The organism is Psychrobacter glacincola, from assembly GCF_965118485.1.
Lineage (GTDB): Bacteria > Pseudomonadota > Gammaproteobacteria > Pseudomonadales > Moraxellaceae > Psychrobacter > Psychrobacter glacincola_D.
This window is the reverse complement of sequence record NZ_CBCPJH010000028.1, coordinates 1-21,363: the sequence shown is the minus strand read 5'-3', so window position 1 is coordinate 21,363 and position 21,363 is coordinate 1. Positions and strand designations below refer to the sequence as shown.

The window sequence follows — 21,363 nt, the reverse complement described above, 5'->3', positions numbered from 1 at the left end:
TATGCCACTACAGGTTCCATTGAGGTGGTTATAGGTAAATTAGCTTCGCGCGCCAAAATATAAGCTGCATTTTACATTAGCTTTAACAAGTTGTTTGCGAGTATCTCTGAAGTTGCTTGTATCCAGTAACCTGAATAGTGTTATCGTTGCAATCAAATTAATGTGTATTTAGAAAACCATTTATCTTTCTTACATTGTAAAAAAACTATATTCTCGATTACTGTTTTCTATGAGATTAGCAAGATTCACTTCAACCTCGTCCCATTCCGTATCAAGAACCGAGAAGAACGCTGTATCACGATACTGTCCATCGTGCATTAAAGTGTGCGAACGAAGTACACCTTCTTTCTGCGTACCTATCTTTTTAAGCGCTCTGCAAGCACGAGGGTTAGAGTTGTCAGTCTTAAACTCTATGCGATGTACGCCAAAAACCTCAAAGCCATGTTTCATCATGAGGTACTTAACCACATTATTTAGGCCTTTACCGTGAAATTCTTGCGCTAGCCACGTCCAACCAATTTCAATCCTGTTATCTTTAGTAGAAACATTTCCAAAACTAGAACTACCAACAATTTTCTCACTACCCTCTAAACAGATTGCAAAAGAAAGCCTCTTCTTATCGCTTCGATCTAATAATGCTCTATCAACATACTTAGCAACTTCATCCGTATTTGAAATAGCTTCAGTTGTGAATCTCCAGGTATGCGAATCGACTACAGACCCAACAATCAACGATGCGTCTGAACTAAGCCAAGGTCTAAGAGTTACACCCCAAGCACTCAATTCAATATTTTCATTAAAATTAATCATGATTTATCCTCATTACTCTCAATTGACATAGTGCCCTCTCCTAAATTTTCAACCAAGTCCTCACTGAGGTAATGAGCCTATCTAATCATATTGTTTAACAATTCGACGCTCGAATTGACGCAATACCTGAAGCTACTAGATAAGTATACTTTTTGTAATAGCAAATCCATTACAGACGATAAAACCTTTTTAGCTTTCGAACTAGACAGGTCTGTCGATAGGGTATGAGGTAAGTTGGAAAAGCGGGTAGGGTTTTAGATTATTCATACTGAGCCTTAATTGAAATTTTTTTGTGAGTAGCTTCTGTTTGATGTTATTCATTTGTCGCCATGATGAGTCATGGCGACTTGTAAGTTAATCAGGAAAAGTAATCTTGAGCAATAAGGTAGGCTTGCAGAGCTTATTCTTTACTTACGCTTTTCTGTAGATTCTTTTTTAGTAAATGATCAAATATAAACGGGCCAAACGGTAAGAGTGATCCGAGTACGCCCGCAGGTATTGCCCAAAGAGGCATTTTTATTTTGATGGCTGAGCCTATAAGTATTATGACATAGGCAATGAATAATATACCGTGTGCCATACCGATGTATTTCACACCTTCTGGAATATCCATCATATATTTTAGCGGCATGGCGATACAGAGCAATAATAAGAAAGAGGTGCCTTCTAGGTAGCCTATAATGGTTAGGCTTTTTAACGCGGTCCCTTGTTTTTTTCTAAGGCTGTGAATTTTTTCAATAGTTGGCTGAGCCTGTGACACTATATTTTCCTTTTGTTATTATCAATAAATAATTTATGAGTTATTCAATGTCGCCATAATAATGGCTCTACGCAGAGCTTTGAAGTATTGGGTTTTAAGAGCTAAAATGAGTGAGTACCTATACCAGTCATACATTACCTTCCAGTTCACATTTTTATAAACATACTCAAGTATAAAAAGTATTTTTCCGTATAGAGCGACTACGACGCTAGTTCATTTTGTTTGTGCTAATCGACATCAATATGCTTATTTATTACGCTTACTTTCAAAAAATATCATATCAATAATAATCAATGCGACACCGACACAAACACCTATATCTGCAATATTAAAAATAGGATAATTCCAGACATCAGCATAATGCACATGGATAAAGTCAACCACTTTGCCAATTCTTAAACGATCGATTAAGTTGCCAATCGCACCACCAAGCACTAAGGCTAACCCCACAGACAATAGCTTGGCTGTACGAGGCGCTTTGATTAAATAAACCGTCAAAAAGATAGCCATTATAAAAGCTAAGCCTGAGAAAAACCATTTCTGCCAACCGCCAGCATCGGCTAAAAAGCTAAATGCTGCGCCATAGTTATAAGCGAGTGTCCAGTTGAGAAAGGGTTCAATGACCGGTACGGGATCATTGAAAGATAACTTGGTTTGGGCCAACCACTTAGTCCCTTGATCCAGTATTAATACCATTAGCGCCAGCAAATACCAAATAAAAGCGCGACTGCCATTGGCAACCATTTTTGGCGTTTTGTCCAACTGACCTTTAAGCGTTATCGATTTGCCTGAAGTCACGTACGTAGCTTCAGGCGTATGACTCATAGTTTCAGAGTCAATCCGTTGATGAGTGCTATTCACAGCTGCTTTATTGTCAGCAATATTAGTACTAGTCGATTCAACGCTATTTAATTTAGTACTATCTAATCTGTCGATAGGTTTAGTCATAGTTGTTGTCTTTATCTGTGTTTATACAATGAACAATGTTAAACGTATATGTTTTTGGTATACGACTATTAATAGCGCCACTTTCAAAAACTGCTCCAATTACCGCTCTAGTATTATGAAACTTACGGTAATAATTTTTTATTAGGGAATCTGTTGGTTGATTTCAACATTAACCTGAGTCTGTTCAGCGCTAATCACTATCGGATTACCCGATAAGTCGCCTGACTCTGCTATGGCATTACCGCTATGACTAATACGAGCAACGACTGCTAACTGAGTTTTGTCACTACGGGCGGAGTTTAACGTGCGCTCCGGCATCATCGCATCAAGATTACTTAAGCGGATACTGGCTTCACCTTGCTTGATAACACCAATGGGTAAACGTTTAGCGGCAAACGGTGGGCCCCCTTTAACGTCACGAATAGCAATAAATAGCACATCATCACCCTTTACTAACGGCAATAAACTGGCGTTAATCGTCACTGTCACTTCAATACCTTCTAGTGCTTGCTTTTCTTGCGTACTAACGTAGGCGCTTAACTCATCTAAGCTTGCTAAAGCTTTAGTATGGTCACCTGGTTTGGATATAATACTGTCTTGTAAACGTCTAATCCAACCTTGCGCTTGGGCAAAGTTACTACTGCGCGCCTCACCCATTGCCATTAACATTTGAGCTCGTTCATGCTGCGGATTTTTGGCTAATACATCTTGTAATACACGGCGAACATTTGCGTCTAACTGACCCTTATTAACAAAAAAGCTAGTCTGAGCATAAGTGATTGCAACTCCTTCGTCATCAGGCGCTAAACGATAGGCGCGCGACAAGGCTTCTAATGCAGAATCAGTCGCCTCCATAGATAAGAAAAGCTCTGATAGGCGCATCCAACGATCAGGATCATTAGCATGACGGTGGACATTGGTTTGCATAGCGCTAATCAACTGACGACCGTTTTCAGTCGCCCACTTTGGTGGCGTGTCGATCTTAGCCGTTAATAAGTCATCAGCTACTTGTCCTACTTTGTCTTCAGCCGCCCATAGATCAAACACGGGCGTACGATTACCTATTAATAAATACGCCATCGTGGCCAATATTGGGATCCAAGCTGCGACAATTAGACGGCTTTTAACATTAGGGGTGACCATTGGCGCTATTTGACGCTGCGCATCTAATAGCTGACGCTCAAGCTCCAGCTTTTGGTTTTGATAATGGCTGTTATCAATAGTACCGCTGTCTTTATCCGCTTGTAGCTCAGCCAAACGTTCGCGAAATACCGCAACGTTAATGTCTAACAGTTGGTTATCTATCGGTTTGGACTGCGAGCGTGCGGCTCTTAGCCATGGAAAAATAGCAATCAGCGCAAATACAAGAGCAATCAATAAGCCTAGAGCTATAAATAAACCAAAAGTAGAAAATAGGGTCATTTTTTGTCCTTTGGGATAGTAATGTCGTGGTCAATATTCTCAGCTTGCGATAATAGACGATCAAGTTCAGCTCTTTCCGCAGGGGTTAGAGCAGTGGCAGTATGGTCTACTGTGACGCCGCCTTGACCACGAGCGACTACTTGGCGACGCTTACTTTGCCAAAACCAGCCGATGACTAAGACGAGCAGTAATAATGGTGGAAAAAACCACAGTATCCATGTCGATGGTCGCATAGGCGGCTTATAGCTAATAAAGTCACCGTAGCGCTCTTGCATATAGGTGCGTATTTCAGCATCACTACGTCTATCTTTAATTAAATCATAGATTTTTTGCTTTAGATCTTGGGCGATAGGTGCATCAGAGCCTGCAAGGTTTTGATTTTGGCATTTTGGACAGCGAAGCTCTTCTATTAGTCCACGGTACTGAGCTTCTTGCTGTGGTGAGTCAAAATCGTATACGTCAATAGCTGCATATGTCGTCATGCTAAGCAGACACGCTAGTATTAAGCTTGCTAGTTTCAAAACAATATTAGATTTAAGAGGAGCTTTCATTCGAGCAACGTTCATTTGCATACCTTTTCAAGTTGACTCGGATCGGGGCTATCGTTGTTCTTGTTAGCCTCATTAAGCATTGTTAGGCACGGCTTAACACGCTGTTGCCAATTGGCTTCATTGATCTCACCAAGAATATGCTGACGAATGATACCGTCTCCGTCCACAACAAAGGTCTCGGGTGCACCCGTTATGCCTAAGTCTAGAGCAAACTGACCCCGTGAATCTTGAATAGACATAGAAAATGGATCGCCGCCTCGATTCAAGTAGCTGAGCGCATTGCCAATCTCATCCTTATAATTCACGCCAATGATATTAACTCCACGTTCTTCTAGTTGCATTAAAAACGGATGCTCAATAACACAAGTTGGGCACCATGAGCCCCAAACATTGATCAAAAACGGCGTATCTGGCAAACCATCATTAGTGATTATACGAGTCGTATCTGCTAATAACGGCAGCTCAAAAGTAGGCACTGGACGCTCAAGAGCGGTATTGGTCACAATATTTGTTGGTTTACCCAAGCGCATGTACAGTATCACTACTAAACCAAAAAAGAGGATAAGTGGAATTAAGAACCATAGCTTCATTTGCTTCTTATTCATGGTCTTTGGGTTACGCTGGGTACTGTTTTGGCTGTCCCCTTGCTCAGGAGCATTGTTAGACATAGTCATTTATTGCTCCCTTGTTGTCGACATCGTCGATGCTGGAGCTACGGTCTTATTTACATTACCAATAGCTCTATCATTGACTCCATCAGTAGCCAGATTACCACTAGCTAGCAACGGGGCTTTAACTTTTTTGATGCGATAGCGCTTATCGAGCATGCTGATTAAGCCACCTAAAGCCATGATGATTGCGCCCAGCCAAATCCAACGAATCAGCGGCTTCACATAGATACGTACGGCCCATTGATTGCTGTTCTCAGCGATAGGCTCACCAAGTGCTACGTATAAATCACGCATGAGACTGGCATCAATAGCCGCCTCGGTTATCGGCATCATACTGATAATATAGGTGCGTTTTTCAGGGTATAAAGTGGCGACCTCGCGACCCTCTTTCGTTATCTCAACTTGTGCTCGCGTACCATCAAAGTTACTTTCTTTAACTTCTTGAAAATCAACAAGTTTGAAGTCGTAACCTTGTACATTGACCGTATCGCCAGGTGCCATCGCCACATCGCGCTCAATACTTAAGCTACTGGTAAACGCCACCCCAATAACTGCTATTAAGACACCAATATGTGCGGTTTGTTGACCCCAATAGCTGAGACGTAATTGACCCAAACCGCTAAATATATTTGCAGCATTTTTAGTCTTATCTCTAAAATCAACCACCATCCAAAACAGTACCCAAAAGCTAACCGCTAAAGTGACACCAATATTAAGTATAGATGAGGGGTTGACAAAGTAAGTGACAATAGCGGCTAACACTAAGCTGCTAACCGCTATAACCATTCCAACGCCCAATAAGGGACGGCTATCTTTTTTCCAGCGAATATTTGAACCCATACCCATCGATATTAACAACAGCCACGTTAAGGGTACAAACAATGCATTAAAGTAAGGAGGGCCTACCGATACCTGACCTAAACTAAAGGCGTCGGCAATAATTGGATAGAGCGTGCCAAGCAGCACCACTAAGGTTGAAATCAAAATGATGGCGTTGTTGATTACTAAAAAGGACTCACGTGAAACCAGCTGATATTGACTCTCAACCGTCAAGCGCCAGCCGCGAATGGCAAACATTAATAAGCCGCTACCGGTGATAATGCCAAGAATAGCTAAGATGACCAAACCACGCGTCGGGTCAGCGGCGAACGAATGCACTGAGGTAAGGACTCCAGAGCGCACTAGAAACGTGCCAAGCAAACTTAAGGCAAAGGCAAAAATAGCCAGCATAATGGTCCAGGCTTTAAAGACTCCGCGCTTTTCGGTGACCGCTAAAGAATGCAATAATGCCAATCCAACAAGCCATGGCATAAACGAAGCGTTTTCTACCGGATCCCAGAACCACCACCCGCCCCAACCAAGCTCGTAGTAGGCCCACCATGACCCCAGTGCAATACCGATGGTCAAAAATCCCCAAGCCGCTAGCGCCCATGGACGTGACCAGCGTGTCCAAGCAGCATCTAAACGCCCTTCCCACAATGCCGCCATACAAAAAGCAAAGGGTACTACCATACCTACATAGCCCATATATAGCATGGGGGGATGAATAATTAGGCCAAAATCTTGTAGGACAGGATTTAAGTCAGCGCCATCGACTGCTAGATTGGGTAAGGTGCGCTCAAATGGTGACGAGGTAAATATCAGCATCGTTAGCATCATTAACTGCACACCGGCCAAAATCACTAATACCCGCGCGCGCATTGATAATGGTAGACCACGACTAAAATAAGATACCAGTGCACACCATGTCGCCATGATGGTCATCCACAGCAGCAATGAGCCTTCGTGTCCACCCCATGTCGCCGATAACTTGTAGTACCAAGGCAACAGAGTATTGGAGTGCTGAGTGACATAAACTAGGCTGAAATCGTTGTAATAAAAGCCCGCCATCAAAGCGCCAAATGACGTTATCATAGCGGTAAACTGTGCCCAAGCAAGGCTTGGGGCTAAACGCTGCCAGGCAACTCGATTACGCATAACACCAACGGTTGGCAGAACCACTTGCAATATTGCCAACACAAAAGCAATAAGCAAAGCAAAATAACCTAACTCTGTAATTAACATACGGTCTAACCTTGTCCACTTTGGTACAGTCACAGCTTACTGTGACTAACGCAATTTATAATATTAGAAGCAGATTGCCCAGCTCGTATGACTACTATCCATTTATAGCCAATTATCGTCAATTGATCCTATAGGCTTTCATTTAACTACTTTAGAGGGAGTTTCCAGTGGAGGCGCACCTTTGAAGCGCAGTAAACGCAGCGCATTAAGAGTGACCAGCACGGTCGCTCCAGCGTCAGCTAGCACCGCAATCCATAGACCAGTAATGCCGAATACAGTGGTGATTAGGAATACCCCCTTTAAAGCTAATGAGAAAATGACGTTTTGATGAATATTACGCATCGTTGCGCGCGATAGCGCAATCAGATGAGCCATGTCCGTAACCCGACTTTTCAACAATGCGATATCAGCCGTCTCTAGAGCCACATCAGTACCACCACCCATCGCAATACCGACATCGGCGGTTGCTAGTGCTGGCGCATCATTAATACCATCACCTACCATCGCTATTTTGCGATTATCTTTCATCTCGTTAAGCAGGCGCAGTTTATCTTCGGGCAACAGCTCCGCTTTCCACTCAATATCTAAATTACTGGCAAGCGCCTGAGCGGTTAAGCGGTTATCGCCTGTCAGCATAACGGCGTTCACACCCATTGCTTTAAGCTGAGCTACCCCTTGATGAGCGTCGTCTCGTAACTCGTCTCTTAATGCGACTAACCCAAGTGCTGCTCGACTTTGCTCATCAAATAGAACTGAGACGGTCTTACCTTGATTTTGCAGCGCCTCAATTTGTGCCTGTTGTTTGGCAGAAATGACTGCTTCGTCAGCCGCGTAGACGGGCGAACCGATAGCTAGCGTGCGGCCTGACACAGTTGCATGCACCGCTTTACCCGCAGTAGCAGAAGCTTTAGAGGCTACAGGTATGACCACATTGGCAGCTTTAGCATGGCTGACAATGGCTTCAGCAAGCGGGTGACTAGAACCGGACTCCACACTAGCAAAGAGCGCCAATACCTTATCTTCATCTTGAGAATCCTGACCTTGAGAGTCCGTATACTCTTGCGTAAAGGCAACAACATCAGTCACGCGGGGCTTGCCTTCCGTTAAAGTACCTGTCTTATCAAAAGCGACCGTCTTCACTTGACCAATAGTTTCTAAGGCACTACCGCCTTTAATGAGCAGACCACGACGCGCACCGACCGCCAGACCAGAAGCAATAGCAGCTGGTGTTGAGAGCACAAGAGCGCAGGGACAGGCTATTAATAATAGCGCCAGACCACGATACAACCAAGTTCCCCACTCTCCACCCATCGCTAAAGGTGGCACGACGATAATCAATGCGGCAATGACCATCACTGCTGGAGTGTAATAGCGACTAAACTTTTCAATAAAACGTGCGGTGGGCGCTTTAGAAGCTTGTGCTTGCTCTACCAGCTCAATAATTTTTGCAATCGTATTATCGGCAGCCGTTTTCTCCACCCGCACGTGTAGCACGCCATCGATGTTAATCGACCCCGCGAATACAGTGTCACCCATCGTCTTAGCAACAGGAACCGATTCTCCAGTCACAGGCGAATCATCGAGGCTGGATGTACCTTGAACAATGGCGCCATCGGCAGATACTCTATCGCCAGGGCGCACGAGCACAAGATCATTCACTTGTAGTGAGGACGCAGGAACGTCGCGCTGTCCCCCTTGCGCGTCAAGTAAAATGGCAGTTTTTGGAACTAGTGATGCCAAAGCTCTGATACCAGCGCGAGCGCGATCAGCAGCGATACTCTCAAATAACTCACCGATCGAAAACAAGAAGACAACCGCTGCGGCCTCTTCAGCCTCACCAATGATAAGGGCACCAAGCACGGCGACGGACATCAGCGTTTCAATGGAAAAAGGTGAACCCGACTTAGCCAGTGCTACCGCTTTGCGCACAAATGGAAAGACGCCCACAATCACGGCAACAGCGAACACCCATATGCCATAAGCGGGGAAAAGTAGTGACAGAATATAAGCGCTGCCCATCAGAATGCCGAGACCAACAACCTGTTTGCCTTTTTGAGTTTGCCACCAACGCTGACGTTGCGAGGTCAACGGATTGTCGCTGTCAATATCAATAGCCGATACAGTCTGTTGGCCTGTATTAGCAGAGATGCCAAACCCTAGGCTTTTAATGGTTTTTTCGATATCACTGACCTGAGTTATAGCCTCAGGGTCTAGCGTCAACTCTAGTGATTCTGTAGCAAAATTTAGCTTAATATCAGAAACCCCAGGCATACGTATCAAGGCTGTTTCAATCTTGCCGATGCAACTAGCACAGTCCATACCTTCAATACGATATTTCATAATATTCTGCCCTTCAAATAGTGTTATTATGAACCCTCTAGTGGGTTCAGAGTCAAGGGCTGTATCTACAGATTTATGAGTTTTATTTCTCCAACATCAAGCTTAAAAGTCACTTCAACGTTCTGAACCATCGAGGTTATTATGTTAATTAAAATTGGTGAACTTGCTGAACGCACAGAGACCACAGTAGAGACCATTCGCTATTATGAAAAAGAGCGTTTATTACCTGAGCCTGCTCGTAGCTCAGGAAACTATCGTTTATATAATGAGGAGCACATGGAGCGTCTACAATTCATCCTACATTGCCGTATGCTTGACATGGCTTTAGATAAAGTGCGACTCTTACTTGATTTTTGGGAATCTCCTAGCGAGGACTGTGGCGATGTGAATACCTTGCTAGATGAGCAAATTCACGCCGTGGAAATACGGATGAAAGAGCTGACGCACTTAAAACAGCATCTCACGGTTTTACGTCATAAATGCACCAGCAGTGTACCAACGACATCCTGTGGCATACTCAATGCCCTTGCTGATAACTCTTGTCATTAATAGCATCTATTTTTACTAGTCAAATTCTGAAAGATTGAAAATGGCATAGTAGCAAGCACAAAAAAACCCAGCAATGATAGTAAAATCACGACTGAGCTGGAGGAAAATCAGAACTATGCTGCGTTAATTTATTAGGACTGTGTTGACTTATTAAATCTTATTTGTCAGCCATAGCAAGGTAGATGCCACGATCCGATGCGTCATCAACATATTTTGAATCGCGCCATGTTGTATAAGCATAGACACCACTGTATGGGCTAATGCTGTTCTGACGGAAGTCAGAAATCCAATCTGCACCATCGAAAATTTGGATATGGCCATTTGGACGCTTTGATGAGCGATCATAGACAATAACATCACCAACTTGGGTTGGCATATCATTGCTGATTTTGCTGAAACCTGCTTTATCAAGCGTGCCACGAGTAGCGTACTGATAGGCTGAAGGGTTCGGGGTAAACTCGTAACCTGCAGACTGTAGCGCTTTACGTACGTAACGGGCACAGTAACCTGAGCTTTTAGATAGCGCAACTCGTGAGGCACGTGCAGCGGCAATAGCGGGTGCTGAATTACTGTCAGGAACCGTATTAACTTGTTGCTGTTGTTGTTCAGTATATAAACGGCTGTTCAATGAGGAAAGCTGACTCTCTTTTTGTTTGGCCTGCATACTTAAAGTGCTAATGGCTTGACTGATTTCGTCATTGCTAGAAACGTAAGCACCACTGCTAGTACTATAGATGTTTTTTGATGAACCGTAGTTTGATGCCACAGAAGCATTAGTGATGGTATTATTTGTTTGAAAGGTCGTTACAGCAGCACCACTTGTTTGTGCTATGCCCATGCCCAGTACTGACAAAATCAATAAAGCCTGTTTCATAAATTTACTACCTATGGTTAATACAAAATAGCCTGTCATCCATAACAGAGCGGTCAATTACATGTCAACAACTCGAGCATATACACGTCGTAATGAGTAATACTTATGCTGTGAAATGCTTATCTAAAGCAGTTAGTAGTGCTGGCAACCTTGCTAAAGTATTACAAATTCAATAAAAATCAGGTGGTTAGCCAAAACACAGAGCCGACTTTAGCATAGGGTGTAAAACATGTCACCACTAATAAAAATCTCAAAAACACTCTTTTATTGCGGATGAAATGACTAAAAAATTCAATTTTACAATGTAAGTTTGTGTATCTTTTAGGAGGTGCAGCTGGCCAATTTGACATGTTTTTTATTATTTTATGAGCAAAAAAAAGGTCTGATTGTTAAATCGATAATTTGGATTTAACAATCAGACCTTTTTTTATTGGATGAAATTACTATCGCATATAGGATTAAGATGATAGTAGTCACAATATAATGGTCTATATCATCACTGCGACTTTTAATTAATTAACAATGTATGTAATCTTACGTAATTGTTTCGATACATCCTGTATGTTCTTGTATTAATCCTTAATTACTTATCTATTTCAGAGGTAAATAATGGATAGATTAGCTTACATTGTCATCAAAAGTTACAAATTTAGCGTTATTTTCGGATTCCAAAGTTTCAGTAACTACTGAATTACTCTACAAAAAGTCGTTTTTACAAACAATAAAACAGTCTCATATCTTTCTCATTTGCTTTCAACGCTAATACTATAGTCAATTATTCTTATCTGCGAATATTTTATAGTTGCTGTTCTATCGATTTAATATCAGCATAAATTTGGCTTGTCCCGTCTTTATTAATCTGCATAACTTGGTAAGGCGTGAATTTATTTTGATACTCCATACCTGGGCTACCTACAGGCATACCGGGCACAGCAAGACCGATTGCTTGTACTGGCGGATTTCCTAAGAATTTCGCCATATATTTAGCGGGAACATGGCCTTCAAAAATATAACCATCAGTAGTGACTACTGTATGGCAAGAGCGCATCTCAGTTGGCACTTTGTAGCGGTCTTTAAGGGATGACAAGTCTTTTGGATGCTCAGCCGTTGAGCTCAATCCATTACTTTGTGCATGGTCAATCCACCCCTTACAGCAACCACAATTGGCATCTTTATAAACCGTTGCTGAGACGTTCTTAAGTAAACTTGGATTATTTCCTGATGTTGCCGTTATAGGAGCGCTTTGAGCGTTTGGTTCAACTTCCTTTAAAGTGATTGTCGCTGAATTTTCGGTTGGTACTGATGTTGCGTTTGCATTAGAGACGCTACTATTCGATTGGTTACAAGCAAATAGTGATGTGGCGGCAAGTAACACTAGCGTACCACGCAACCCCTTAGACAATTGACTATCACACATAAAGCTGGATTTTAGTTTCAAGGGGGTCATAGTGCTGCCTCATGTATTGTGAATATTGTAAGCCATAGAAGGCTAAGTGACACTTCATATCGTTTGATAATGTAGCATAATAACCCATCAAATAAGGTATGCAAATTTATCCATTGAGCAGTGCGGACTGGTATTATAGGCAGATTTTATTTTGAAGTACTGTCTGTAGTAATGAAGAGTCTATCTAAGTCTTAGATTTTGAGACTCATATTTTTGGATGATTTGCGATGCGCCTGTCTACTATTAATCTACAAAAGCGTCTAAATACTAAGTCAAAGCCTCTGCCACTATGGCTTACGCTGCCAACAGCCTGGCTTGCAGGGGCTGTTTTCTTATTAGCGCTAGCACCTTATGGGTTCTGGCCGCTAGCAATAGTGTCACCAGCGATTTTATATTCGCTATTAGTACCACAGATGAGCGGTCGCCGCGCTTTTATTATTGGTGAAGCTTACGGTATGGGACTATGGTGTGTCGGTGGCTTTTGGTTATATACAGCCATCCATGATTATAGCGATACCCCGACGTGGCTTGCGTTGATTCTGATTGCGTTGATGGGTCTCGGTATGGGGCTGTTTCATGGCTTTTTAGCACTAATCTTTAACCGAATGGTAGGCAAACAACCCTTTTCCTTTGCTGCGCTTTGGGTGTTACAAGAATGGCTAAAGACTTGGCTGTTTACAGGCTTTCCGTGGCTGTTTGTTGGTTATGCATTTACTGAAGAGTACTGGTTGTCGTCCTTAGCACCTATTGCTGGTGTCTTTGCCGTCTCTTTTGTTGCCATACTATTGGCTGCAAGTTTGGTAGAGTTAATGCGTCAGCGCAGTAGTTATGCCGTCGTTTCTGTAATGTTATTAGCCATTAGCACATCACTATGGCTAATCAATCCACAATGGACGAAACCTAAGGGCACACCTGATCTGTCTGTTTCATTGATTCAAGGCAATATTTCACAAGATATAAAGTGGCTGACTCAATATCAAGTAGAAACCCTAAAGATTTATGCAAAACTAACGCGCACTGAGTGGGGGCGTGATGTTGTGGTATGGCCTGAATCATCTATTCCGATGTTTCAAGATGAGGCTGTGGGCTTTATTAGTGAAATGGTAAAAATGGCTAATGCGACCAATACGACATGGATAACCGGTATTCCTTATAAGGATAAAGCAGCGTTCAATGCCAGTACTGACAAGTATCCTCCATTTTATAATAGCGTGATGGCTTTGGGCGCAGAAGCCGATGGTCTATATAAGAAGCAGCGCCTGGTACCGTTTGGGGAATATATTCCATTTGAAGGTGTGCTTGATATTTTCCCTAGTTTGGCTGGTAGTCAGGACATTAAAAGCTATAGTCGCGGTAGTGATCAACAGTCACCGCTGCAGGTGCGTGGACACACTATAGGAACAGCTATCTGCTATGAAGTCGCCTATCCAGACACCACACGCAAAAACGCAATGGATACTGACTTTTTATTAACGGTCTCTAACGATGCATGGTTTGGCACTTCAGCAGGCCCATTGCAACATTTGCAAATGGTACAGATGCGCGCGCTTGAGAATGGTCGATGGTTTATACGAGCGACCAATACTGGCGTTACTGCTATCATCGACTACAAAGGGCGTATTGTAAAACGCGCACCGCAGTTTGAGCGTACTGTATTGCGCGGTGAAATAGAGGCACGAGTTGGCAACACCCCCTTCATGCTTATGGGTAATTACCCTATTTTGATAATAATAGCGCTGCTATTACTAGTAAGCTATCTTGGCAGGCGTTCAAGATCAACGAGAGATAGAAGAAGTATTGTCCATACTAAAAAATCATTTAAAGTAGAAAATAAAGAATAAAAACATCTTAAAAGGAACGATTTTTTGATGTTAGAAATACTATTATTGGCGTTAGCGCTTACTGCGGATGCGTTTGCCGCATCAATCGGTCTTGGCTCCACGCACAGAGGTGATTCTAAGCCGCAGTTTATAAAAATGACCTTACTGGTTGGTTTGTATTTTGGGGTTGCTCAGGGAATAATGCCGCTGATTGGTTATGCGCTTGGCTCTACCATGCTGGGTTGGTTTGCTGAAGGCGCTTCTTGGATTGCTTTTGTCATACTAGTAGCGCTTGGCATCAAGATGCTCTATGAGTCGCGTTCCGTTAATGACGATGATACTCGGATTAATTTAAGTCATAAAACACTGCTATCGTTGGCTATCGCCACCAGTCTTGATGCGATGGGCGCAGGATTTACGTTAAACCTGTTGGCGGTTAATGCTTATGTTGCCTGTTTAATCATTGCACTCACGACAGCTATATTAAGTTTTTTAGGTGCTTATATAGGACGCAAGTCAGGAACGTGGCTTGGCAGTTGGGCAGAAGCGCTAGGTGGTTTGGTGTTGATCGCTATTGGTGTGAATATGGTGCTATAACTTGTAATGAGAGGTACTCATCACGAGCGTAGCCACCATTTTATTATACCGTTAGATTGAGTATTTCTACCTTCGTTAGTAGCAGCATTTTTGAAAAAAAGGCTAGTGAGCGCGCAAGCTATCGTCAATGACAGCAGCATCGAAACTAAAGTATAGCTAACTAGCAAAAACTCAAAAAGAGCTGAGCGATTCGCAAATCAGTCATGTCTATATAGAGAGCTTGATCACAAAGCTTATAGACTATTATGAGATGATTGCCGAGGATCGTGAGATAACCTTTGAAAAATCGGGTGATTTTAAAACAGTATTAGGTGATGAAGGCTTATTGCAACGGCTGTTTGCCAACCTGATGTCAAATGTGATTTATTATGCGGCTAGTGACAGCACTATCATGATATCCTCTACTGTCCTCACTTCAAGCACCTCACTCAATGAGCCAAAAGACGATGTTCAATCCCCAGAGCAGCTCTGGTTAAGAATAACTATGACCAATCGTTTAGACAAACCATTAGATCAGATTGAAGCCGATAAACTGTTTGAGCGATTCTATCGTCATGATAAAACGAATACGATGCATTCAGGAACAGGCTTAGGCTTATCTATTGTGCAAGCTATCTCCAATGCCCATAATGGCAAAGTTAGTATTACTATCAAAGATGAGTGTCTTTTTGAGGTTACTGTGAAGTTGTTGATTACCAGGTAGTAAATACCTTCATACTATCTATGAACCGCTCCGATTATATCGAAGGCTAGTTTACTTGGAAGGTCTCTCTATCCATAAGATGAGGTTCTGACTTGCGATAGTTGTACTTTGCAATTACTGGACAAAAAATTCTTATATAAGTCTATTCACTTATAAACCTTATTTTATACATTCTATTACCAATAATTATGATGCCTTTATGATGATTCATCCTCAGTATGATCCGATAGCGCTTTCCTTGGGTCCAGTAGAAGTGTACTGGTATGGCCTCATGTATCTGCTAGCATTTGCCGCGGCTTATGGTCTGGCTTGGTATCGCAGCACCAAACGCGACAATTGGACCACCGATATGGTGTCTGATTTAGTTTTTTACGGGTCGCTTGGCGTTATTTTAGGCGGTCGGATTGGTTATGTGCTGTTTTACCAGTTCGGCGAGCTAATGCAAAACCCTGCCTATCTACTAAAGGTTTGGGAAGGCGGAATGTCTTTCCACGGCGGCTTTATCGGCGTCATGTTGGGCATGTGGTTCTTTACTCGTAAATACAAAAAAACCACCTTCCAAGTATTCGACTTTATCGTTCCTTGTGTGCCAACTGGTTTACTTTTTGGTCGCATTGGTAACTACATCAATGGTGAGTTATGGGGACGCGTATCAGACGGTGGCTATAACTGGCTAACGTATTTCCCGCAAGCCGCTGCCTTTGACAGCCAGCAATTACAGAGCAATCCACAGTTGCAAGAATTGATGATCGAGATTAATGGTCAGTATGTGCTGCCTCGTCATCCATCGCAGCTATACGAAGCCTTTGCCGAAGGTCTGCTATTATTTATCTTTTTATGGTGGTATTCATCGAAGCCGCGCCCACGTATGGCCGCCTCTGCTGTGTTCTTACTAGGCTACGGCATCAGCCGCTTTATCATTGAATTTTTCCGCCAACCAGATGCTGACCAAGGATTTATCCTATTAGGCTGGATGACCAAAGGGCAATTATTAAGTGCACCAATGATTATTGCTGGTTTAATCATGCTGATTTATGCTTATAAACGCGGCATCTATGATTGGGGTAAGCAGTCAGCTTATTAAAATGGCTAAAATATTGCAAGAACTGTTAGCTAGCCGCTCTTCGGAAAGCCAAGCTCGTATTCAACAACTGGCTGAAAATTTGTTTTTAGAAAATCAGCTTTACCGTATCCGTGAAGAGTTAGAAATTTCTCAAAAAGAGCTTGCTCAAACCCTTGGCATTAAGCAACCCTCACTATCTGCTATAGAAAATCGTGGCCATGATCTTAAGATATCAACCATGAAGAGATATGTTGAAGCTATGGGCGGCACGCTTCGTATCGACGTTGAGCTGCCAACAGGAAAACATATAAGATTTAATGTTTAACCATCTCTCGCAAAAGTCTTCTTCCTCTAGGATAATGAGAAGAATGCATATTCCGCAATCCTTGCCTCAAGATTGAAATGAGCTTTGAGACGCCCTTCATTAATTGCTTTTTGAAACCACCTTGAACAGCCCCTAGTTTGTCGTATTCTCTCAGAATGGTTAGTCTCCGAAAACCTGAGGCGGTTCAGATAGTTTTTTTTGAGAGACTATGACACTCCCAAAGCGATCTGAAGTACTTGAGCCAATTGATTATGACAGCACCTAAAGATTTTACGAGAATTATATCAAAAGACTAAACAAAAAAATGCCTCTGGGAGTTGACTCCTAGAGGCATTTAGTTTTAAATGTAGATAACGGTTACAGCGTGTTGAAGCACACTGTAACGAACAAATAAGCATGTACAGTGCGTTATTTGAACAGCATTAAATGCCCGTATATGGTCATTTTATCTAAATTATGCTTTCATATCAACCTTATTCACTATACATTTTAATAAGCTACTTATTCGTTCGTTACCTCCTTGTACTGCTCTCTCTGTAACCGTTACCCGTCAAATGGGTGGCAGGCCTCGGCGACGACTGCGTTTGACATAAGGGTGAGCTCCCTACAGGGGTGACTAGACAAAGGATCAGAGCAACGCAATGAGTGGTTACTCGTGCATATCGTAGCGGTATATTGGGCGAACGCCCTTACTAGCGTATGACAGCACAGTAGCGGTTATGAGCGTGTCTAGGCGGTGCTATCAGCCGTAATCATAACAACCGTAGCTTGATACAGTGATACGGTCTTGATGACGCGATGGGCGATGAAGTCGGCATACGATGAATCACATCAAATCCAAGGAATGCACTAAAGTGTTTATGAGTATGACAAAATACTCAAGATTGCTTTAGGGTGAGTGTTCCTTGAAATCTGCTCAAGGCTCCAAAATTAGCATGAATTTACTTAGGCTAATTTAAGTGGTATATAGCCCACTAGGCTATATACCATAAGAGTACAGAGAAAAATTCAGAATGTATATTATACAACATTCACTTATTCAGTGAGTCGATATTGTCATGGTTGATTCATAAGTTTAGTGTGAATAGAACAGGATCTATCTCTTGGGTGGAGCCCATCCCAGACTCTGTGCAACTGTCCTTTAGCTTGAAACCTTGATTACATCAAAACCTCGGACACTTTTATTTAATCAGCACCCGAATCATTATTTTTATTCTGAGCGACAGCCAGCTCTCTTTGCGCTTCCTTAATTTCAGCTTGTAACGCGGTCACTCGTCCCTGCTCTGATAGGTAATTAGTTGATAGCTCATCATACTGCTTATTCAATACTCTATGCTCGGCTTCAATCTTAGCTTGCGTTTGAGTCAGCTGATCATAGATTATTGACAACTTATCACGTTCAGTGGTTATCGCCTTTAGCTCTCCTTTCACCTCTGCCGTGACGGTCGTTATCTCATTGCGCTCAGTAGTCACCGTTTTTAGCTCACCCTTAATCGTTTCAAGCTCTGTCTTCAAACGTGCGATCTCTGCTTTATCACTCTCAGCTGTGGCCTCAAGCTTAGCCACTGTTGATACACTGGAACTCAGCTCTGTAGACTGCTTATCAAGCGCGGTGCGTGCCTCAATAAGCTGCACCTGCGCAGTATCTGCTTTAATGTGTTCAAGCTCTAGCTGGTGCTGAGTATCACTTAGCGTCTGTTTAAGATTGTCACGTTCAGCTGTGGCTTGATTCGCTTTTATAGCTGCCGTCTCTGAAGTCGCCATTACCTCGTCCAGCTGCTCTAATAAATCGGACTGCTCACCTTCCAACATCTTCACCGCCTCTTGCGCCTCGTCCGTCTCAGCTTGCGCCTTCGCCTTAATGACCTCTAACGCCTCACGCTCTTTCACCAGCCGATCATTGGCCATATCAATAGCCGTCTGCCACACATCCGCACCAAGCGTATGCAAGCGCTCAGTGATACCGCTGGGCAAGTCCACCTGTCTTAACTGCTCTTCTTCTTGGTGATCCTGTCGCCAAGACTTCATTGCCTCACTGATAGTAGTAAATGAGCCACCACCCAGCGCTTTACGCACCTCAGCCAATGTCGGCTTGATTCCTTGCTCTTGTAGCTGGTCAGCGGTGGCATGAATTTGCTGCGTCGTAATCGCCATGATGGTCATCCTTAATTTTGTAGGATCAGATAGTACTTGTATAATATGTATGTAGTATAATACTATATACAACATATTACAATATAAGATAAAAAAAAACCTTAAGGTATCTTAAGGTCTCTGCTCTGATGATAGCATTAATGATCAAGCAGATACTCTTCTAGTGCGTCATTAATCACGTCTTAGTAGTTACCGCCTGTTTGTTGGTCCCTGTCTTTAAATTTGGCGATGATGCTTGGATTGATGACGCTTACTTCAGTAGAGGTCGCTTGTGGCTCGATGTTGCCACGGATAGCACCTGACCAATGGATGACTTCTGGGATATCCGACAAATCTATATCGTCGTCCGGCAGTGTGGCCAGATGTTGTAAATCCTTTTGCTGTTTGCTGTTTGCTGTTAACGGCTGCAGTTCATCTAAGTGATATCTAACATTGTTCATAAAACCTTCTTTCAGCTTTGGTGGCACGCTTTGCAGAAATGATTCTTATGACTCCACCACCGTTTATCTCTCTTTGTGTATGAGCAACCAATAGTACAGCTGTGCCATTTACTTCACCTAATGCTTACCACCGATCCTCGCCATTTTCATGCCGATTTTGTTAACGCAGACATAAAGGATCAAGAAACACACGCACTGCTACGTCAAATGCTAATCGGTACTTTTGCTGATTGATGATTTTTTTTATTCCACCCAAATTCAATCATCTACCATTAACACCGTGTAAGTTTTGACGGTTCTCATTCTTGATCCCATCAGCTAGCGTATTTATGCCAGATGTCGCTTGATACTCAAAAGACAGCGGCACTGTTTTTGTCTGCGCCACTTGTGTGAGAAATAATTTGATCGCTTGCGAGGGCGTTAAACCATAACTTTCAAACACGGCAAAAGCACTATCTTTGAGTTCTTGCTCGAGCCGGATATTATAATTAGTTGTTGTCATTGCATCACTTGTCGTTTACGTAGGTACGCTTAATATAAGCCAATTGTATAGGCAAAGTATATTACTCACTTTCTTCTATTCTATTTTTGCTGCTTAGGATAGGTATAGCCTACCGCCAGCAGATGCTTTTTGTGAGTCTTTAAAAAAGCTTCATCTCTTAATTGGGTATGTAACCAGCTGATCACTTCTTGGGTACTTTTCCCTGAAGGCGCATAGCTACCAAATGGGGCATAGTTGGCCAACAGAGGAGCAAAACGGTCAATCTGTTTGACGGTTAAGGATGGTATATCTCTATTCTCATTATTCTGATTTAGCTCTTTAAGGTTTTTTTTCTTAGTAGGCTTAGCTTTAACCGTGAATGTCAAACCCGTGACGGTACGTCCACGTTTTATGTTCTCATAAGTTATTTTGATGTCGGTTTTTTCCGTAATTTCTTCAACGCTTGGATTGATAACTCGAGTTTTTAGGTTGTTAATACGCTCATAAGATCTAGAAAGTGTCAGCTCCTCTCTAATTTCTTCAAGCGACATTGTCCATGATGTCATACCCTCATGTTTTTTGGCTAAGTGATACATATCTATTGAATACTCACCCTTTAGCTTAAGGACATCTTCTTTTTTATATTTGGTGAATGGGTTATTTTCATCAAAAACTTTTAACATCAGTAGTACTTCATCTGTAAAACACAGAGATACATAGCCATCTTCATATATTGATCTGATAACCCACTGCACATTGACACGGCTACCGCGTTCGTTTCTATAACTAAAGAACCGCCGCATCATCTTCTCACTAGCCTCTTTTAATTGCGTATAAGCAGAATCCACCTGAATATTGCAAGCCTCTGCAAATGCTTTTGCGGTTATTTCTATAGTGTCTTTTTCAGTAGCATCTCTCAAACGTACTACTGAACTAGCAAGCAATAGTAGCCGTTTTTCATCAAGCGTCATTTCATAAAATGCTTGTAAAATACGATTTTGCATAACAACCCAGTTTGCAGGATACTTCTTTTCATATAGATCAACTTGATTACTCATAGCCACGCCTTAATGCTCATTATTTTCTAATTGTAGCATATTACCTGCTGATTGTAGCTTTTAACCTAGCTGATTGTAGCTTTAACCTAGCTGATTGTAGCTTTAACCTAGCTGATTGTAGCTTTATAGACTGTAAGACCCTTTACGCTCAAGGCCTGCAAGCTGCCTAAAAGTATTTAAAAGTATTTAAAAGTAAAAAATATATTTTTGTTTTAAATACTAGAAAAAAAGCGACTCAAGAGCCAAATCTAAAACTATATTTTGGACCTATACTTTGTATTTTAGA

Annotated in this window: 19 protein-coding genes and 1 pseudogene; 6 read left to right on the top strand and 14 right to left on the bottom strand. The window is 42.3% G+C overall.

The window, feature by feature from the left end:
* Positions 1-189 precede the first annotated feature (189 nt).
* The 8 genes from ACMHKH_RS10855 to ACMHKH_RS10820 all read right to left on the bottom strand — a co-directional run bounded on the left by ACMHKH_RS10855 (position 190) and on the right by ACMHKH_RS10820 (position 9,566).
* A complete protein-coding gene (locus tag ACMHKH_RS10855; protein WP_413520659.1) occupies positions 190-810 on the bottom strand; it encodes a GNAT family N-acetyltransferase in 621 nt (206 codons plus the stop codon).
* Positions 811-1,210: 400 nt separating this feature from the next.
* Complete coding sequence (locus ACMHKH_RS10850; RefSeq protein ID WP_413520658.1) at positions 1,211-1,570, bottom strand: DUF3817 domain-containing protein; 360 nt, start codon at positions 1,568-1,570, stop codon at positions 1,211-1,213.
* Between the two features lie 246 nt (positions 1,571-1,816).
* The gene (gene lspA / locus ACMHKH_RS10845; protein ID WP_110924232.1) at positions 1,817-2,518 is read right to left on the bottom strand and encodes a signal peptidase II; all 702 of its coding nucleotides are present in this window, start codon (positions 2,516-2,518) and stop codon (positions 1,817-1,819) included.
* Between the two features lie 141 nt (positions 2,519-2,659).
* Positions 2,660-3,940 carry a c-type cytochrome biogenesis protein CcmI gene (gene ccmI, locus ACMHKH_RS10840; protein WP_413520657.1) on the bottom strand — a complete coding sequence of 427 codons (1,281 nt, stop codon included), beginning with the start codon at positions 3,938-3,940 and terminating at the stop codon, positions 2,660-2,662.
* Positions 3,937-4,422: a cytochrome c-type biogenesis protein gene (locus ACMHKH_RS10835; RefSeq protein WP_413520656.1), complete on the bottom strand. Its 486-nt coding sequence runs from the start codon at positions 4,420-4,422 to the stop codon at positions 3,937-3,939. The genes ccmI and ACMHKH_RS10835 overlap by 4 nt, the downstream gene beginning before the upstream one ends.
* Before the next feature lie 80 nt (positions 4,423-4,502).
* Positions 4,503-5,165, bottom strand: coding sequence for a DsbE family thiol:disulfide interchange protein (locus ACMHKH_RS10830; RefSeq protein WP_413520655.1), 663 nt, complete (start codon positions 5,163-5,165; stop codon positions 4,503-4,505).
* Positions 5,166-7,226 (bottom strand): heme lyase CcmF/NrfE family subunit, encoded by a 2,061-nt coding sequence (locus ACMHKH_RS10825; protein WP_413520654.1) that lies wholly within the window; start codon positions 7,224-7,226, stop codon positions 5,166-5,168. It abuts the gene before it with no gap.
* 138 nt (positions 7,227-7,364) lie between these two features.
* Positions 7,365-9,566 (bottom strand): heavy metal translocating P-type ATPase, encoded by a 2,202-nt coding sequence (locus ACMHKH_RS10820; protein ID WP_413520653.1) that lies wholly within the window; start codon positions 9,564-9,566, stop codon positions 7,365-7,367.
* A 141-nt stretch (positions 9,567-9,707) separates the two neighbouring features.
* On the opposite strand from ACMHKH_RS10820, the gene cadR reads away from it, so the two are divergent.
* On the top strand, positions 9,708-10,115 hold the full coding sequence (cadR, locus tag ACMHKH_RS10815; protein WP_413520652.1) for a Cd(II)/Pb(II)-responsive transcriptional regulator: 408 nt from the start codon (positions 9,708-9,710) through the stop codon (positions 10,113-10,115).
* A 157-nt stretch (positions 10,116-10,272) separates the two neighbouring features.
* Here the strand turns inward: cadR and ACMHKH_RS10810 are convergent, their stop codons facing one another.
* Positions 10,273-10,989, bottom strand: coding sequence for a CHAP domain-containing protein (locus ACMHKH_RS10810; RefSeq protein WP_413520651.1), 717 nt, complete (start codon positions 10,987-10,989; stop codon positions 10,273-10,275).
* Positions 10,990-11,785: 796 nt separating this feature from the next.
* Positions 11,786-12,436 carry a DUF411 domain-containing protein gene (locus ACMHKH_RS10805; protein ID WP_413520650.1) on the bottom strand — a complete coding sequence of 217 codons (651 nt, stop codon included), beginning with the start codon at positions 12,434-12,436 and terminating at the stop codon, positions 11,786-11,788.
* Positions 12,437-12,663: 227 nt separating this feature from the next.
* Here ACMHKH_RS10805 and lnt point away from each other — a divergent pair, with 227 nt between their 5' ends.
* The 5 genes and pseudogenes from lnt to ACMHKH_RS10780 all read left to right on the top strand — a co-directional run bounded on the left by lnt (position 12,664) and on the right by ACMHKH_RS10780 (position 16,944).
* Positions 12,664-14,277 (top strand): apolipoprotein N-acyltransferase, encoded by a 1,614-nt coding sequence (gene lnt, locus ACMHKH_RS10800; protein WP_413520649.1) that lies wholly within the window; start codon positions 12,664-12,666, stop codon positions 14,275-14,277.
* 27 nt (positions 14,278-14,304) lie between these two features.
* Positions 14,305-14,853, top strand: a complete 549-nt coding sequence (locus tag ACMHKH_RS10795; RefSeq protein WP_413520648.1) for a manganese efflux pump MntP family protein — start codon at positions 14,305-14,307, stop codon at positions 14,851-14,853.
* A gap of 160 nt (positions 14,854-15,013) precedes the next feature.
* A pseudogene (locus ACMHKH_RS10790) lies at positions 15,014-15,556 on the top strand (ATP-binding protein); the annotation flags it as partial.
* Positions 15,557-15,755: 199 nt separating this feature from the next.
* The gene (lgt, locus tag ACMHKH_RS10785; protein ID WP_413520647.1) at positions 15,756-16,640 is read left to right on the top strand and encodes a prolipoprotein diacylglyceryl transferase; all 885 of its coding nucleotides are present in this window, start codon (positions 15,756-15,758) and stop codon (positions 16,638-16,640) included.
* Position 16,641: 1 nt separating this feature from the next.
* Entirely contained in the window at positions 16,642-16,944 is a 303-nt protein-coding gene (locus ACMHKH_RS10780) for a helix-turn-helix domain-containing protein (RefSeq protein ID WP_413520675.1), read from the top strand.
* 1,185 nt (positions 16,945-18,129) lie between these two features.
* Here the strand turns inward: ACMHKH_RS10780 and ACMHKH_RS10775 are convergent.
* The 4 genes from ACMHKH_RS10775 to ACMHKH_RS10760 form a co-directional block, all read right to left on the bottom strand.
* On the bottom strand, positions 18,130-19,098 hold the full coding sequence (locus ACMHKH_RS10775) for a DNA-binding protein (RefSeq protein WP_413520646.1): 969 nt from the start codon (positions 19,096-19,098) through the stop codon (positions 18,130-18,132).
* A 182-nt stretch (positions 19,099-19,280) separates the two neighbouring features.
* Positions 19,281-19,538, bottom strand: a complete 258-nt coding sequence (locus ACMHKH_RS10770; RefSeq protein ID WP_413520645.1) for a hypothetical protein — start codon at positions 19,536-19,538, stop codon at positions 19,281-19,283.
* Positions 19,539-19,800: 262 nt separating this feature from the next.
* Positions 19,801-20,040 carry a type II toxin-antitoxin system RelB/DinJ family antitoxin gene (locus ACMHKH_RS10765; protein ID WP_413520644.1) on the bottom strand — a complete coding sequence of 80 codons (240 nt, stop codon included), beginning with the start codon at positions 20,038-20,040 and terminating at the stop codon, positions 19,801-19,803.
* A gap of 80 nt (positions 20,041-20,120) precedes the next feature.
* Positions 20,121-21,077: a replication initiation protein gene (locus ACMHKH_RS10760; RefSeq protein WP_413520643.1), complete on the bottom strand. Its 957-nt coding sequence runs from the start codon at positions 21,075-21,077 to the stop codon at positions 20,121-20,123.
* Positions 21,078-21,363 lie beyond the last annotated feature (286 nt).

Excerpts from the sequence above, each read along its gene's own strand:
- ACMHKH_RS10855 (WP_413520659.1), bottom strand. The coding sequence starts at position 810 with ATGATTAATTTTAATGAAAATATTGAATTGAGTGCTTGGGGTGTAACT.
- lspA (WP_110924232.1), bottom strand. The coding sequence starts at position 2,518 with ATGACTAAACCTATCGACAGATTAGATAGTACTAAATTAAATAGCGTT.
- ccmI (WP_413520657.1), bottom strand. The coding sequence starts at position 3,940 with ATGACCCTATTTTCTACTTTTGGTTTATTTATAGCTCTAGGCTTATTG.
- ACMHKH_RS10835 (WP_413520656.1), bottom strand. The coding sequence starts at position 4,422 with ATGACGACATATGCAGCTATTGACGTATACGATTTTGACTCACCACAG.
- ACMHKH_RS10830 (WP_413520655.1), bottom strand. The coding sequence starts at position 5,165 with ATGACTATGTCTAACAATGCTCCTGAGCAAGGGGACAGCCAAAACAGT.
- ACMHKH_RS10825 (WP_413520654.1), bottom strand. The coding sequence starts at position 7,226 with ATGTTAATTACAGAGTTAGGTTATTTTGCTTTGCTTATTGCTTTTGTG.
- ACMHKH_RS10820 (WP_413520653.1), bottom strand. The coding sequence starts at position 9,566 with ATGAAATATCGTATTGAAGGTATGGACTGTGCTAGTTGCATCGGCAAG.
- cadR (WP_413520652.1), top strand. The coding sequence starts at position 9,708 with ATGTTAATTAAAATTGGTGAACTTGCTGAACGCACAGAGACCACAGTA.
- ACMHKH_RS10810 (WP_413520651.1), bottom strand. The coding sequence starts at position 10,989 with ATGAAACAGGCTTTATTGATTTTGTCAGTACTGGGCATGGGCATAGCA.
- ACMHKH_RS10805 (WP_413520650.1), bottom strand. The coding sequence starts at position 12,436 with ATGACCCCCTTGAAACTAAAATCCAGCTTTATGTGTGATAGTCAATTG.
- lnt (WP_413520649.1), top strand. The coding sequence starts at position 12,664 with ATGCGCCTGTCTACTATTAATCTACAAAAGCGTCTAAATACTAAGTCA.
- ACMHKH_RS10795 (WP_413520648.1), top strand. The coding sequence starts at position 14,305 with ATGTTAGAAATACTATTATTGGCGTTAGCGCTTACTGCGGATGCGTTT.
- lgt (WP_413520647.1), top strand. The coding sequence starts at position 15,756 with ATGATGATTCATCCTCAGTATGATCCGATAGCGCTTTCCTTGGGTCCA.
- ACMHKH_RS10780 (WP_413520675.1), top strand. The coding sequence starts at position 16,642 with ATGGCTAAAATATTGCAAGAACTGTTAGCTAGCCGCTCTTCGGAAAGC.
- ACMHKH_RS10775 (WP_413520646.1), bottom strand. The coding sequence starts at position 19,098 with ATGGCGATTACGACGCAGCAAATTCATGCCACCGCTGACCAGCTACAA.
- ACMHKH_RS10770 (WP_413520645.1), bottom strand. The coding sequence starts at position 19,538 with ATGAACAATGTTAGATATCACTTAGATGAACTGCAGCCGTTAACAGCA.
- ACMHKH_RS10765 (WP_413520644.1), bottom strand. The coding sequence starts at position 20,040 with ATGACAACAACTAATTATAATATCCGGCTCGAGCAAGAACTCAAAGAT.
- ACMHKH_RS10760 (WP_413520643.1), bottom strand. The coding sequence starts at position 21,077 with ATGAGTAATCAAGTTGATCTATATGAAAAGAAGTATCCTGCAAACTGG.